Consider the following 13,419-nt stretch of genomic DNA (forward strand, 5'->3'; position numbering starts at 1 on the left):
CCGTTCCGCCGTCGTCGATAATGGTTCCAGCATAAACTATCTCGATCATAGAGATATATAGCTTGCGCGGTCGCCTCCGGCGGCCGGGCGGTAAACTCCGGAAGGCAACAGCGAGGAGAGGAGGCAGTCATGGCGGAGAAGCCTGCGGCCCCGCCGCAGCCGAATGGATCCGGCACCTCAGGCCCCCGAACCCAGCACCCCCTGATCCGGCTGCTTCAGGAGTTCACCTTGGAGGCCAACCGCTACGTTGACTCTGCAGGCAGCCGGAACGACATGCACCGGACGGACCTCAACGCGCTGGCCGCCGTCATGAGGCACGCGGCCAGCGGCGAGGTCGTGACTCCCGGGACCCTGCGGAAGGAACTGAACCTCAGCTCCCCGGCCACCACGGCGCTCATCGACCGGCTGTGCGGTTCCGGACACCTGGTCCGGGTGCGGGAAGGCCAGGACCGGCGGCAGGTGCAGCTCCGGATGACGGACAAGGCATACCGCGACGGCTCCGCCATGTTCCTGCCCCTGGCCCGCCACATGGACAGCGCCATGGCCGCATTCACGGCGCAGGAACTCGAGACAGCCGCCCGCTTCATGGATGCGATGATCACGGCCACAGTCGAGGCCGGCAAGGAAGCTTCCGGCGCGCCATAACATCCCGGGACGCTGCCTGCCCGAAAGACGGAGAAGGAGTAGCGTTTCCCTATGAGCACGCAGCAGCCGGAAGACGTCTACACCCACGGCCACCACGAGTCCGTGGTCCGGGCCCATGCAGCGCGGACAGCGGAGAATTCGGCGGCGTTCGTCATCCCGCACCTCACCCCCGGCGTATCGGTGCTTGACGTCGGCTGCGGCCCCGGCAGCATCACGTGCGACTTCGCGCTGCTGGTCGCCCCCGGGCATGTGACCGGGCTAGACCGCTCCCCCGACGTGATTGCCCATGCCCGCGAGCTGGCAGCCGACCGGGGCGTCGGGAACGTCGAATTCGTGGCGGGCAACATCTACGACCTTGAATTCGAGGACGACACCTTCGATGTGGTCCACGCCCACCAGGTCCTGCAGCACCTCACCGACCCGGTGGAGGCGCTGCGGGAGATGCGGCGGGTGGCAAGGCCCGGCGGCATCGTTGCGGTCCGCGACGCGGATTTCCACGGCATGAGCTGGTACCCGGCCATCCCGGAGCTCGACGAGTGGATGGAGCTGTACCAGCGGATCGCCCGCCGGAACGGCGCCGAGCCCGACGCCGGCCGCCGGCTCGTTTCGTGGGCCCAGGCCGCCGGCTTCACCGACGTGGCGCCAAGCAGCAGCAACTGGCTCTACGCCACCGGGCAGCAGCGCCGCTGGCAGGCCAGGGTGTGGGGCGAACGCGTGCTCCACTCGGCCTTCGCGGAACAGGCCCTCGAGTACGGCTTCGCGCAGGAGGCGGACCTCACGCGCATTTCCGCCGGCTGGCACCGCTGGGGTTCCACCGACGACGGCTGGTTCCTCATTCCCAACGGAGAGGTCATCGCCCGGGCATAGGGCCGGCGCCGGCACACAGACCCGGTGCCCGGCGTCGTGCAAGTGCCCAAAGCGCGCGCCCTGCACCCGCACTAAACTTGATGGGTGCAACTCTCCCTGTGGCTGGCCCTCGCGGGCGCCGGCGTCCTCATCAGCTTCACTCCGGGCGCAGGCGCCATCAACACCATGAGCAACTCGCTGACCGTGGGGTTCAGGCGCTCCATCTGGGGCATCCTCGGGCAGCAGGCTGCCCTGGTTCTGCACGTCATCGTCGTGGCCCTGGGCGTCGGCGTCCTGGTTGCCGGCTCCCCCGTCGCCTTCAACGCCATCCGCTACGCCGGTGCCGCCTACCTCGTTTACCTGGGCATCAGGCAGTTCCTGCGCAAACCGGACCTGGACCAGGAGAAGGTGGCCGCGCTCCGGAACGAGCCGGCCTGGTCCATGTTCCGCCGGGGACTGTGGGTCAATCTGCTGAACCCCAAGGCCATTGTGTTCTTCCTGGCCTTCATGCCGCAGTTCATCCGGCCCGCCAACCCCCTGCTGCCCCAGTACGCCGTCCTTGCGGCAACGGTGGTGCTCATCGACATCCTGGTCATGTGGTTCTTCTTCGCGGCCGCAGCAAAGTCCTTCCAGCGCTTCACCCACGACGCCCACGGCCAAACGGTCCTCAACAGGATCTTCGGCGTCCTCTTCGTCGCCTTGGGCGTCGCACTTGCCGTCATGCATTAAAGCCCGGGACGTCGCTTTGGCAATTTTGTGACAGCAAAACCAGCCAACTTTACAAAGCTTGCTGATAATAAGCTCACTTACTAGCCAAGTGGGCGGTTGATCCAGCATGCTATCCCCATGAACTCAACGACGAGCCCATACCGCGTCATCGCCGTCTGCACCGGCAACATCTGCCGCTCGCCCATGGCCGAGCTGATGCTCGAGGCTGCCTTCATGGAAGCCGGGCTCGAGGACGTGGTGGTCGTTGACTCCGCGGGTACCACCGCCTACGAGGCAGGCCGCCCCATCGACCCGCGGGCCGCCCGCAAGCTGACCACCCACAACCTTGTCTCCGACCGGCACATTGCGAGGGAATGGCGCTCCGAATGGTTCGCCGAGCGGCACCTCATCCTTGCCCTGGACGTGGACCACTACGGATGGCTTCGCGCCTCCGCCCCGGACGACGAGGCGCGGGCCAGGGTCCGCATGCTCCGCAGTTTCGACCCCGCGCTGGAGGGCTGCGACCCGCTCGAACAGGGCATTGAGGACCCATGGTACGGCGGCCACGCAGACTTCGAAGCGGTGTGGGACCAAGTCCAGGCGGCGGTGCCCGGCATTGTCCGTTACGTACAGGACGCCGTCGCTGCCGGCGAACACGGGGCCGCCACGGCGCCGGCCGCGTTCCAGCTGGATGGCCTGCTGGACGTCGATGACCGCAGGGCCCATAAAGGCAAGCGTCACGGCCGCCCGGCAGCGGGCAGCGAGCTTCACATCGTCCATCTTGAGGACAGCCAGCAGGTACGCTCTATTTCATGACCCCCGCACCTGTGATCATCGCCATTGACGGGCGGTCCGGCGCAGGTAAAACAACGTTGGCGATTGAGCTCGCGGCCAGGCTGCGGAATCACCGCAAGGTCTCGCTGTTCCATCTGGAGGACATCTATCCCGGCTGGGACGGTCTGACTGCCGGCATCGAACGCTATGTGAGCACCGTGCTGGAACCCTTGAGCCGCGCCGAAGCGGCCACCTGGATAAGCTGGGACTGGGTAAACCACTGCGACGGCGGCCCTCGGGTCACGCTGCCCGCCGAGATCGTGATCGTGGAGGGCGTGGGCTCGGCAGCCTCCGCGGCCAGGCCCCTTCTGGATGCCGTCATCTGGGCAGACTCGCCGGACGGCGAGCGCCGCCTGCGCGCGCTCGAACGCGACGGCGACACGTACGAGCCCTTCTGGGACCAGTGGGCCAGCCAGGAGGCTGAACTCCTGGCTGTGGACGACATCCCGCAGCAGGCCCACGTCCGGGTGCTCAACCGCGCGGACGGCACCGCCCCGGCGGACACCCTGCAGGCGCTCACCTACCTTCCGGCGCTCAGCACCGCGCTGGTTCCTGAGCTGTCCTCGAGGCGCGGCCTGCGCCTGCTGTCCGAGCGCCTTGAAGCGTGCCCCGACCCGGCCACAGTTTTCCATGCCCTGTACGGCGCTTCCGGCAATGCGGTCTGGCTGGACTCGTCTCTGCGGTTCGCCGGCCCGGCCGCTCCCGGCAGGGAAACCCCCGCTGCGGAACGCAGCCGCTTCAGCATATTGGCGGACGACGGCGGCACCTTCGGCCAGTCTGTCCTGCACAGTTCCGGCGTCACGTGGATCACCGCAGGCTGCGCCACGGCCACCGTGTCCGGCCCGTTCTTCCGCTGGCTGGAAACGGTGTGGGGGCGGAAGGCGGTCCGCGGGCACGAGGACTACCCGTGCGATTTCACGCTGGGCTGGCTCGGCTTCCTCGGTTATGAGCTCAAGCGGGAAACCGGCGGGCATGACATCGCCTCGGACACACCGGATGCGGGACTGATCTTTGCCGGCCGGGCCGTGGTCCTGGACCACACCGACAACACCGTCTGGCTGCTTGCCCTCGACGCCCCCGACGCCGCAGACTGGCTCACCCGCGCCCGCGACGCGGTGACTGCTGCTGTGGCTGGTGCCGCGGCTGGCGCAGCGGAAGCCGGCGGCAGCAACGCCGTCGTACTTCCGGAGGAAGACGCCCTGCCGGAGAAAGACGCCGCGGCACTGGCCCCTGCCCCGGCCTTCGCCGGATGGGACAGCGAGGCGAGCTACAAGCGCAAGATCGCCGAAGCCCAGCACCAGATCGCGGAAGGGAACTCCTACGAGGTCTGCCTCACCACCACCCTCGAAGCGAAGGTGCCGGCGCTGGACGCGTGGGCCGCGTACCTTGCCCTGCGCCGCCGGAATCCGGCACCGTTTGCGAGTTACCTGCGGTTCGGCGGACTCACCGTGGCCAGCACGTCCCCGGAGCGCTTTTTACGGATAGCGTCCGACGGCGGCATGCGCGCCGAGCCGATCAAGGGAACCCGCCGCCGGGCTGCTGACCCGGAAACCGACGCCGCCCTCCGCGAGGACCTGGCTACGTCCCTCAAGGACCGCGCGGAAAACATCATGATCGTGGACCTGCTCCGGAACGACCTCAGCCACTTCGCCGAGCCCGGGTCGGTGACCGTCAGCCGGCTCTGCGAGATCGAAAGCTATGCCACGGTGCACCAGATGGTGAGCACCATCGATGCTGTCCTCCTGCCGGGCTCGCCGCGGGCCGAGGCCGTGGCCGCCTGTTTCCCTGCCGGCTCCATGACCGGGGCGCCGAAGATCAGCACCATGGCCATCCTGGACCGGCTGGAGGAAGGCCCGCGCGGCGTGTATTCCGGCGCGATCGGCTACTTCTCGCTCAACGGGGCCACGGACCTGGCGGTGGCCATCCGCACCCTGGTGGTGCAGGACAGCGGCGTGCTGAAGGACGACGGCGTGCTGAAGGAGGACGGAGCAGGTGAACAGGTGCGGCTCAGTCTCGGCGTCGGCGGCGCCATCACGGCCGATTCCGTGCCGGAGGACGAGTACGAGGAGATCCGCACCAAGGCCTACGGCGTGCTGTCCACCCTCGGGTCCGCCTTCCCGGACTGAGTTTTCGTACACCTATCGCGGGTTCAGGGGCCTCCAGGTCGTGACAAGTGGACAAAAACTCCAGGCTCCATTCGGCCGTTTCTACTGGACCGTGGCCGTGAGGCGCGCGACGTTGTCCACGTACCGTGCCGCCAGGGGCCGGCGCATCCAGTCCTCGAGCAGGAGCTCATGGGAGATGTCGCGGTAGGTGTCCTCCACGGCGCGCATGCTGTTGACGATGTCCTCGCCGAGCAGCATCACCGAAACCTCGAGGTTCAGGGAGAAGGAGCGCATGTCCATGTTGCTGGAGCCCAGGACCGCCACTTCGTCGTCGATGGTGAAGTGCTTGGCGTGGAGCACGAACGGCGCCTTGTAGAGGTAGATCCGGACTCCGGCCCGCAGCAGGGCCTCATAGTAGGACTGCTGGGCGTGGTGGACCAGGAACTGGTCGCCCTTCTCGGAGACGAACAGTTCCACGTCCACTCCCCGCTGCGCCGCAGTGGTGATGGCGTACAACAGGGAGTCGTCCGGCACGAAGTAGGGGCTGCACACGGAAATCCGGTGCTGCGCGGAATAGATCAGCGTGTTGAAGAGCCGGAGGTTGTTCTCCGTGGTGAAGCCGGGGCCGCTGGGCACCACCTGCGCCGTGACCCGGCCGGCGGGCGGCGCCGCCAGCTGCAGCTGGTCCTCGAGGGACTCGTCCGTCTCGCTGAGCCAGTCGGTGGCAAAGACGACGTTCAGAGTAGGGACGATCGGGCCGCGCAGGCACGCCATCAGCTCGATCCACTCCCGGCCGGCCTTGCGGTGTTTGGGATTGTTGTAGGAGGGCTCGATCAGGTTCTGCGACCCCGTGAAGGCGACTTCGCCGTCGATCACCATGATCTTGCGGTGGTTGCGCAGGTCCGGCCGCCGCCACTGGCCATGGATGGGCAGCAGCGGCAGCATCCGCCGCCACTGGATGCGGCTCGCCTTGAGCCGCTTCAGCAGTTTGTTGTAGCCCTTCACGCGCAGGGTCCCGATGTGGTCAAACAGCACGCGCACCTCGACGCCGCGGTCCGCCGCCTCCTCAAGTGCCGTGAGCAGGTCGTCCGTGACGTGGTCCGTGCTCATGATGTAGAACTCGGCGTTGACGAAGCGTTTGGCCTTCCGCACGGCCGCGGCCATGGCCTGGATGGAGTCCGGGTAGCCGGGAATGAGCTCCACCTGGTTGCCGTCCACCATGGGGATTGAGCCCAGGCGGCGGTTGAGTTCGGCCGCGGACTGCACCCACTCGGGGCCGGAATAGGCGCTAGCGACGTGGGAAAGCTCCACGCTGCCGCGGACCCGCTCGTTGACCAGCTGCTGCTGTTCCGTGCGGCGGCGGGACAGCCTGAAGTTGCCGAAGAGGAGGAACAGGATGAGGCCCAGGGCCGGCACAAAGAAGATGCCCAGCAGCCAGGCCATGGCGGTGGTGGGCCGCCGGTTGCCCGGGATGATGCCCACGGCCAGGACCCTGATGACCAGATCCACGCCGCTGAGCAGCAGGATCAGCCACGCCGGCAGTGTTTCCGCCAGCGGAAATGGCCACAACACAGTTGAAACCCCCGTAATGTCTTACTCTCGCAGCCATTCCGTATGGAGCGGTGAGGCCAGCCTATCGGGCACCGGCCGCACTAAGCTTGAGGCATGACCTCTCGTACCTCTCACACAGTGCTGGTGTTCCTGGATCCGGACTATGAGTACGGCCGGCTTGCCGATCCCGAAAAGCCGCAGCTGATGGCCACGGACCTGGGCGCCACCCGCGGTGACGGGGTGTTCGAGTCCATGCTCGCCGTCGCCGGCCACACCCGGAAGATCCAGGCCCACCTGGACCGGCTGGCCCGCTCGGCGGAGGCACTGGATCTTGAGATCCCGGGGCAGGACCACTGGCGCCGCGCGGTGGAGACGGGCGTCAGGGCGTTCCGTTCCGACAACCCGGCCCCGTCCCCGGAGCTGGACGAGGCAGTGGTCAAACTCATCGTCACCCGCGGCGTGGAGGGCGCCGCCGCCCCCACATGCTGGGTGCAGGTGTCCCCCGTGGCAGCCGCTGGCCGGCGGCAGCGCGAAACCGGCATCGACGTCATCCTCCTTGACCGCGGCTATGACAGCGATGCTGCCGAGCGTGCCCCGTGGCTGCTGCTCGGCGCCAAGACCCTGTCCTACGCCGTGAACATGGCCGCGCTGCGCCACGCCCACAAGCAGGGGGCGGACGACGTCATCTTCACGTCCTCCGACGGCCGCGTGCTGGAGGGCCCCACATCCACCGTGCTGCTGGCGAACGTTGAGAAGAACGACGCCGGAACAACAGTTAAGCGCCTCGTCACCCCGCAGCTGGACAGCGGCATTCTCCCCGGAACCTCGCAGGGCGCCCTGTTCGCCGCGGCCAAGGCCGCCGGCTGGGAGCTGGGGTACGGCCCCCTGAAGCCCCAGGACCTGGTGGACGCCGACGCCGTCTGGCTGATTTCCAGCATCCGGCTCCTGGCTCCCGTCAACCATATTGACGGCCGCGAGATCGGCACGCCGGCGCTCCGCAAGCAGCTGACCGCCGAGCTGAACGAGTTGTTCGCCGGCATCGACTAGGTCCGGAGGAGTTGCCGGTTCAGGGGTCGCCGGCCCGGCCCGGGCAGCCGGCAGTAACGAATTGGCACGGTTCGAAAAAATGGGGGACAAGCAGGTCAGCTGCGTTGTAGTCTTCTTCCACGGCCAACTGCCCGCACCCGCAGCGGTGATGGCGCTTTGCCGGGTTCCGGGCTCAGCCGGAACCAGTACGTATAAAGGAATAGCCGATGTCTTGGGACGAGAACGCCCTTCCCGCATTGACAACCTCACTACCCACGGGTTGGGGGGCCCAGGCAGCGTTGCCGGGGGACACTGGGGAACTCACTGTGCGCTGGCAAGCCCGCCAGATTATCACCGAACTGCTTGCCGAATCGGACCCGGCGAGTGAGTGGACCCGCCAGCAGCTGCGCGCCCTGTTCGAAGCCCACCCGGACAACCCGGAACATGTGCTGCTCGAGCACCTCACCGCCACCACGGAGTTGGCCAACGCAGACAACGGCGCCATCCCGGAGATGGCACGGCCCCAGGCCGTGGCGGTGCCTGAGCCGGTGCCCTTCACCCGGCGCAGCAGGAACCGGATTGAAGCCATCCTTGCCGACAAGATGCTGATGACCGCCTTCCAGCCGATCCGCCGGCTTCCGGAGGGCCACGTGATCGGCGTCGAGGCCCTCACCCGCTTCGTCAGCGACGACGGTGCCAGCGCTGACCACTGGTTCAGTGAGGCAGAATCCGTGGGGCTGGGCACCGACCTTGAGCTCGCGGCACTGCACCGCGCCCTCACTGCGGCGCAGGCCGTGCCGGAGCACATGTTCATCGCCCTGAACCTGACCCCGGCAACGTGCGCGGACCCGAGGATCCCCGGACTGCTGGACCATTCCCAGCTGGCCATGGACCGGATCGTCATCGACCTGAACGGGCCGATCCCCTTCGACCAGTACGGGGCGCTGACTGCCGCCCTCGCTCCCCTGCGACAGCGCGGACTGCGGATCGCCGTCAACGGGGCCGGGGTTGGCTTCACGTCCATGGACCAGGTCCTGGAGCTTCACCCGGACATCATCAAGCTGGACCGGAGCTTCATTGCGGGCATTGAGAGCTCACAGGGTCAGCGCTTGAGGGCTGCAGCCATGAACGAACTGGCGCACTACATCGACGCCGCCCTTGGCGCCCAGGGCGTGGAGACGCAGGAAGAACTCGACGCCGTGACCGGCCTTGGCGTGGTGGCGGCGCAGGGGTACCTGCTGGGCCGGCCCTCAGTCCACCCGCTGGACTGGAATGCCTGGATCCGTTCCGAGAGCGAAACGCCTGCCACGGGCCCGATATCGCTCCTGGGCTAGTCCTAACTACTGGGCTAGTCTTCGGCGAGGTCCGTGGCCAGGCGGATGTGGTTGTCCGCCAGCCACACCGGGTTGAACGCCTTGCTCTGGTAGTTGCTGCCCGTGTCCGGGGCGATCGCCACAACCACTGACCCGTGCGGCGCCGCCCTGGCCACCCGGAGCGCCGCCGCCACGGTCAGGCCCGACGACGGCCCGAGGGACAGGCCTTCGTCGTTGAGCAGCCGGTGCAGCGTGGTGTACACCTCGTCGTTCGGAATCCGCAGGAACCTGTCCAGCAGGCCGAGGTCAAACACCTTCGGCCATTCAGGCTTGGGCCAGGAGTTGCCGACGCCGTCCACGAGGATCTGGCCCGGATGCCCGCCGCTGTAGACCGAGCCGTAGGGGTCGGCACCGATCACCTCCACGTGACCGCCTGATTTCTCCTTGAGGTACCGCCCGTTTCCGGTGATGGTGCCGCCGGTTCCCACGCCCGCGACGAAGTGCGTCACCCGGCCGGCCGTCTGCTCCCAGATTTCCGGGGCCGTTCCCTCGTAGTGCGCGCGTGGGTTGGCCGGGTTGTCGAACTGCAGCGGACGCCATGCGCCGGGAATCTCGGCCGTGATCCGGGCCGCGACCGCCCGCGCATTCTCCGGCGAATTCGACGGCGCGCTCCAGTCCGTGAACACCACCCGCGCGCCGTACCGGTTGAGGGCCTCAAGCTTCTCCGACGAAATGGAATCTCCGGTGACCACCACCACGGGATGGCCGGTCAGTGCACCGATCAGCGCGAGCCCGATTCCGGTGTTCCCTGAGGTGCTTTCGACGATGGTCCCGCCGGGCTGCAGGTCGCCGCTGCGCTCGGCAGCCCGGACCATGCTCAGCGCGGTCCGGTCCTTGATGGACCCGCCGGGATTTTCCGATTCGAGCTTCACGAAAACTGTGCTTCCCAGGCCACGGCTCAGCACGTCCAGCGGGACCAGCGGAGTGTTCCCCACCCGGGCCAGCACTGCGTCGGCGTCCCCGGCCGGATCCACTATAGGGCCCACATGCCTCGGCTGGCGGCCGCTCCCCGTCACGGTGGTCATGATTCTCCTCGCGCATAGTTTGGACCGCCGTCATCCGGCCCCCGGTCACCGTCGGTGTCCGGGGACGGCGTCTGCAATTCGAACAGTCCTGCCAGCAAATCCCCCAACTCCTTCCTTGCAGCCTCCACCAGCACCGCCGCCGGCAACTGCCCGGCGAGCAGCTCCGACAGCCGCCGCACCACGGCGCCGGTTCCTGAGCCCAGCTGCCGGGTTACGGCCTCGCGCAGGTCCGTGTCCTGCGCCTCAGCCAGCAGATAGGAAGCGGTCAGGGCCTCGATGGTGAGGAGCTTGGCCGCGGCCTCGACTGAGCGCTCCAGCTGCTGGAGGGCAAGCGGAGCCAGCGTGGAGTGGTCCTCCACATCGGCGGACAGGGTGGGGGCTCCCAGTGTTGCGGGCGCCGCCAGGAACTTCAGCTCGGCCAGCAGGCCTGCGGCCGAGTACCAGAGCAGTCCCGGCAGGTCTTCGGACGCGAGCGGCGTGCCTGCCCGGGCCGCCTCGAGGTTGAGCTGCCGGATCAGTCGCTGCGGCGGATAGAGCTTGGCGATGCGCCGCTCGCTGCTGATTCCGACGTGTGCCAGCCCCAGCCGCAGCGCCTCGAACGCCAGGGCCAGCTGCATCGGCTGGAAGTTGCCACCGGACACCATCCGGCCCGAGGGCACGTCCGCCAGCGGGTTGTCGCCCCGGCCGTTGAGTTCCACCTCGAGCGCCTCGGCCAGGGCGGCCACCTGGGCACGGAACGCGCCGTGCGTCTGCGGCGCGGCGCGGAAGGACAGGGCGTCCTGGACGGACACCTGCCGCCGCGGGTCGTCCAGCCAGCCGCCGCGCACCAGGCGGCGGACGTTGGCCGCCGAGACGCGCTGGCCGTCCACGGCCTTGGCCGACTGCACAGCCGGCGAGAAGGGACTGAGGTTCCCGCCGCCGTCGTACCTTGCAGTGGCCTCCAGCGACAGCGCCAGCGCAGTGTCCGCCAGATCGGCGAGCCAGCGGATGCGGCGCAGCTCCAGCGCGCCCGCACCGATGGAATAGGAGTTGGCGCTGACCAGCGCCAGGGCCTCCCCCGGCGCCAGGACCAGCGGTTCCAGCCCGGCGGCGGCGAGTGCCTGCCCGCCGTCGAGCAGGCCGCCGTCGGGACCCAGTGCCTGTCCTTCCCCGATGGCGACGGCGGCAACCGCCGCGAGCTGCGTGAGGTCCGATGAGCCGACGGACCCGTCGCGCGGAACCGCCGGCACCACACCCCTGTTCAGCAATTCGGCGTAGAAACGGGCGGTTTCCGGGCGCACGCCCGAGCCTCCCCGGGTGAATCCGATGAGCCTGGCCAAGATGAGGGCGCGGACCTCATCACGGGCCAGCAGTCCGCCCACGCCGCTGTGGTGGTAGCGGATCACCTGGAGCTGGTAGTCGAGGATGGAGTCCTGCTCCACGGCCGTGTCCCGGCCGGAGCCGAGCAGGGTGTTGAGGCCGTAGACCCGGTGGCCGGAATCGATGGCCGCCTGCACCACCTCACGGGACAGCCCCACGAGCTCCAGGGCTTCGGCGCTGAGGACCACCTCCACGCTCGGATCGGCCGCTGCGGCGGCCAGGTCGCCGGCCCGGATGCGGGCCGTCCCGATCAGGAACGTGCCGCGGCTGATGCCCGGCGCCAGTCCGTTGCTTTCCCCGGCCATTGCCATGGCGCTAAAAGTCCAGCAGGTTCCGGCGCAAGCCGCCGTCGCCGTAGCTCGTCCGCAGCAGTCCCCGCCGGCGCAGCACGGGCGCCAGCCTGTCCAGCACTCCGTGGATGGTGGCCGGGTCCACGAAGCCGGAGAAGAGGAACCCGTCGCCGCCCACTGCGGTGCCGGTTTCCTCGAGGTAGTCGGCGATCTCATCGGCCGTTCCGATGATGCTGTCGCCTGCACCGCCGCTGCGGGCCTGCAGGATCTGCCGCAGCGTGGAACCCGGCGGTGCCGCCTTGGAGAAGTGCTCCAGCGTTCCCTGGTTGCTGTTGGTGCTCAGTTCCGGGAGGGGTGCGTCGAGGTCGAACTGCTTGAAGTCGATGACGGAGAGGTAGGAGATGGAGTTGAGCTGGCTGTCGATGTCCCGCTGCGTGAGCTCCCGGCGCGCGGCACGCAGTTCCTCCGCTTCAGCCCGGGATCCGGTCACGGTGGGTTTCAGGACGAACAGCACCTTGACGTCGTCGGGGTTCCGGCCGGCTGCGGCGGCCTCGGCTCGGATGGAGTCCCGGTAGGCCTTCATGCCGTCCGCGCCGCGGGCCAGGGCGATCGCAACGTCCGCGTTCGCACCGGCGAAGGCCTTGCCCCGCGGGGAGGCCCCGGCCTGCACCAGCACCGGCTCCTCCGGCAGCGGCGCGGTGTTCAGCGGTCCCCGGACTTTGAAGAACTCCCCGTCGTGGTGGATGGGCCGGACTTTGGTGTGGTCCGCGAAGATGCCCGCCCGGGCGTCCTCCACGATGGCGTCCGGTTCCCAGCTGCGCCAGAGCTTGCGGACGACGTCCACGAACTCCTCGGCCTTCTCGTAGCGGAGGTCGTGCTCGATCTGCTGGTCCAGTCCGTAGTTCTGCGCGGCAAGGTCGCTGCCGGAGGTCACCACGTTCCAGCCAAGCTGGCCGTTGGAGAAGTGCTGCAGCGTGGCCAGCAGCCGGGCCGCGGTGAAGGGCGGATAGAAGGACGCGCTGATGGTGGGCACGATGCCCAGGTGTTCCGTGGCGGACAGCAGGTACGGCACCAGCGCCAGCGGATCGTGTTTGGGCGCAAAGGACGCCTGCGCCAGTGAGACCTCCGCGCTGCCGCCGTAGGTGTCGGGGACGGTCAGCGAGTCCTCAATGATGAACAGGTCCAGCCCGGCCCGCTCAAACTCGCGGACCGCGTGCTGGTAGGGGGCCGGTTTCTTCCAGTCGTAGCCGATACCGTAGCCGGGTGTCCCCCAGCCCTGGACCCCGAAGCCATGGCCCACAAACCATCCAAAGTGCAGCATGGGAGTCACTGTATTCGCGGTCGAATCATTCACTGCGGCCTGGTTTCATCCGGCGTTACGGCGGTTCATCTCCCGTCATTATCCTCCCGGCCGCGGGCTTTGTAACGGCAACGCGAGCAACCCGGGCAGTCCCATGGATCAGGGAAAGTCGCGGGGTCCGTTACGGAAGATGACGACGGCGGCGGTGCGCGCCGCCGTCGTCAGTGTTACTTTTTTCGGGAGTAATGAGTACCGGCATTAAGCCCTGACTGGCCGGTCGGCAACCCTCCTTCCACGGCGGGGTGCCTCAGGTGAATACTCGGCATATCGACCACTTCGAGCTGCAAGCGTGAGAAA

At 67.9% G+C, this 13,419-nt stretch carries 10 protein-coding genes, 1 pseudogene and 1 riboswitch; of the genes and pseudogenes, 7 read left to right on the forward strand and 4 right to left on the reverse strand.

The genetic code is table 11. From position 1 onward, the window contains the following. Positions 1-129 precede the first annotated feature (129 nt). The 5 genes and pseudogenes from ACFTR6_RS15150 (at position 130) to ACFTR6_RS15170 (ending at position 5,159) form a co-directional block, all read left to right on the forward strand. Positions 130-645, forward strand: coding sequence for a MarR family winged helix-turn-helix transcriptional regulator (locus ACFTR6_RS15150; protein WP_377958495.1), 516 nt, complete (start codon positions 130-132; stop codon positions 643-645). Positions 646-696: 51 nt separating this feature from the next. Beyond that, on the forward strand, positions 697-1,512 hold the full coding sequence (locus tag ACFTR6_RS15155) for a methyltransferase domain-containing protein (protein ID WP_076799737.1): 816 nt from the start codon (positions 697-699) through the stop codon (positions 1,510-1,512). An 84-nt stretch (positions 1,513-1,596) separates the two neighbouring features. Further along, complete coding sequence (locus ACFTR6_RS15160) at positions 1,597-2,220, forward strand: LysE family transporter (protein ID WP_076799735.1); 624 nt, start codon at positions 1,597-1,599, stop codon at positions 2,218-2,220. Positions 2,221-2,337: 117 nt separating this feature from the next. Beyond that, positions 2,338-2,853 (forward strand): annotated as a pseudogene (locus ACFTR6_RS15165) (low molecular weight protein-tyrosine-phosphatase); the annotation flags it as partial. A gap of 158 nt (positions 2,854-3,011) precedes the next feature. Beyond that, entirely contained in the window at positions 3,012-5,159 is a 2,148-nt protein-coding gene (locus ACFTR6_RS15170) for a chorismate-binding protein (RefSeq protein ID WP_377958496.1), read from the forward strand. Between the two features lie 81 nt (positions 5,160-5,240). On the opposite strand, the gene cls is transcribed toward ACFTR6_RS15170, so the two are convergent. Beyond that, positions 5,241-6,707: a cardiolipin synthase gene (gene cls, locus ACFTR6_RS15175; RefSeq protein WP_087872740.1), complete on the reverse strand. Its 1,467-nt coding sequence runs from the start codon at positions 6,705-6,707 to the stop codon at positions 5,241-5,243. A gap of 96 nt (positions 6,708-6,803) precedes the next feature. Here cls and ACFTR6_RS15180 point away from each other — a divergent pair, with 96 nt between their 5' ends. Then, positions 6,804-7,736: an aminodeoxychorismate lyase gene (locus ACFTR6_RS15180; RefSeq protein WP_087872739.1), complete on the forward strand. Its 933-nt coding sequence runs from the start codon at positions 6,804-6,806 to the stop codon at positions 7,734-7,736. A gap of 305 nt (positions 7,737-8,041) precedes the next feature. Continuing rightward, positions 8,042-9,049: an EAL domain-containing protein gene (locus ACFTR6_RS15185; protein WP_377958497.1), complete on the forward strand. Its 1,008-nt coding sequence runs from the start codon at positions 8,042-8,044 to the stop codon at positions 9,047-9,049. A 14-nt stretch (positions 9,050-9,063) separates the two neighbouring features. Here the strand turns inward: ACFTR6_RS15185 and ACFTR6_RS15190 are convergent, their stop codons facing one another. From ACFTR6_RS15190 to ACFTR6_RS15200, 3 genes are read right to left on the reverse strand one after another with little or no spacing between them, the layout of a single operon-like run. Then, positions 9,064-10,113 (reverse strand): PLP-dependent cysteine synthase family protein, encoded by a 1,050-nt coding sequence (locus ACFTR6_RS15190; RefSeq protein WP_076799726.1) that lies wholly within the window; start codon positions 10,111-10,113, stop codon positions 9,064-9,066. Next, complete coding sequence (locus tag ACFTR6_RS15195) at positions 10,110-11,783, reverse strand: aromatic amino acid ammonia-lyase (protein ID WP_377958498.1); 1,674 nt, start codon at positions 11,781-11,783, stop codon at positions 10,110-10,112. The genes ACFTR6_RS15190 and ACFTR6_RS15195 overlap by 4 nt, the downstream gene beginning before the upstream one ends. 4 nt (positions 11,784-11,787) lie before the next feature. Then, the gene (locus ACFTR6_RS15200; protein WP_377958499.1) at positions 11,788-13,083 is read right to left on the reverse strand and encodes an NtaA/DmoA family FMN-dependent monooxygenase; all 1,296 of its coding nucleotides are present in this window, start codon (positions 13,081-13,083) and stop codon (positions 11,788-11,790) included. A gap of 220 nt (positions 13,084-13,303) precedes the next feature. Then, positions 13,304-13,418, forward strand: a riboswitch (SAM riboswitch). The last annotated feature ends 1 nt before the right edge of the window (position 13,419 follow it).

It is taken from the genome of Arthrobacter sp. NPDC057009 (assembly GCF_042673905.1).
In the GTDB taxonomy this organism is placed as follows: Bacteria; Actinomycetota; Actinomycetes; order Actinomycetales; family Micrococcaceae; genus Arthrobacter.

Coding starts and splice junctions, on each gene's coding strand:
- ACFTR6_RS15150 (WP_377958495.1), top strand. CDS start 130: ATGGCGGAGAAGCCTGCGGCCCCGCCGCAGCCGAATGGATCCGGCACC.
- ACFTR6_RS15155 (WP_076799737.1), top strand. CDS start 697: ATGAGCACGCAGCAGCCGGAAGACGTCTACACCCACGGCCACCACGAG.
- ACFTR6_RS15170 (WP_377958496.1), top strand. CDS start 3,012: ATGACCCCCGCACCTGTGATCATCGCCATTGACGGGCGGTCCGGCGCA.
- ACFTR6_RS15180 (WP_087872739.1), top strand. CDS start 6,804: ATGACCTCTCGTACCTCTCACACAGTGCTGGTGTTCCTGGATCCGGAC.
- ACFTR6_RS15190 (WP_076799726.1), bottom strand. CDS start 10,113: ATGACCACCGTGACGGGGAGCGGCCGCCAGCCGAGGCATGTGGGCCCT.
- ACFTR6_RS15195 (WP_377958498.1), bottom strand. CDS start 11,783: ATGGCAATGGCCGGGGAAAGCAACGGACTGGCGCCGGGCATCAGCCGC.
- ACFTR6_RS15200 (WP_377958499.1), bottom strand. CDS start 13,083: ATGCTGCACTTTGGATGGTTTGTGGGCCATGGCTTCGGGGTCCAGGGC.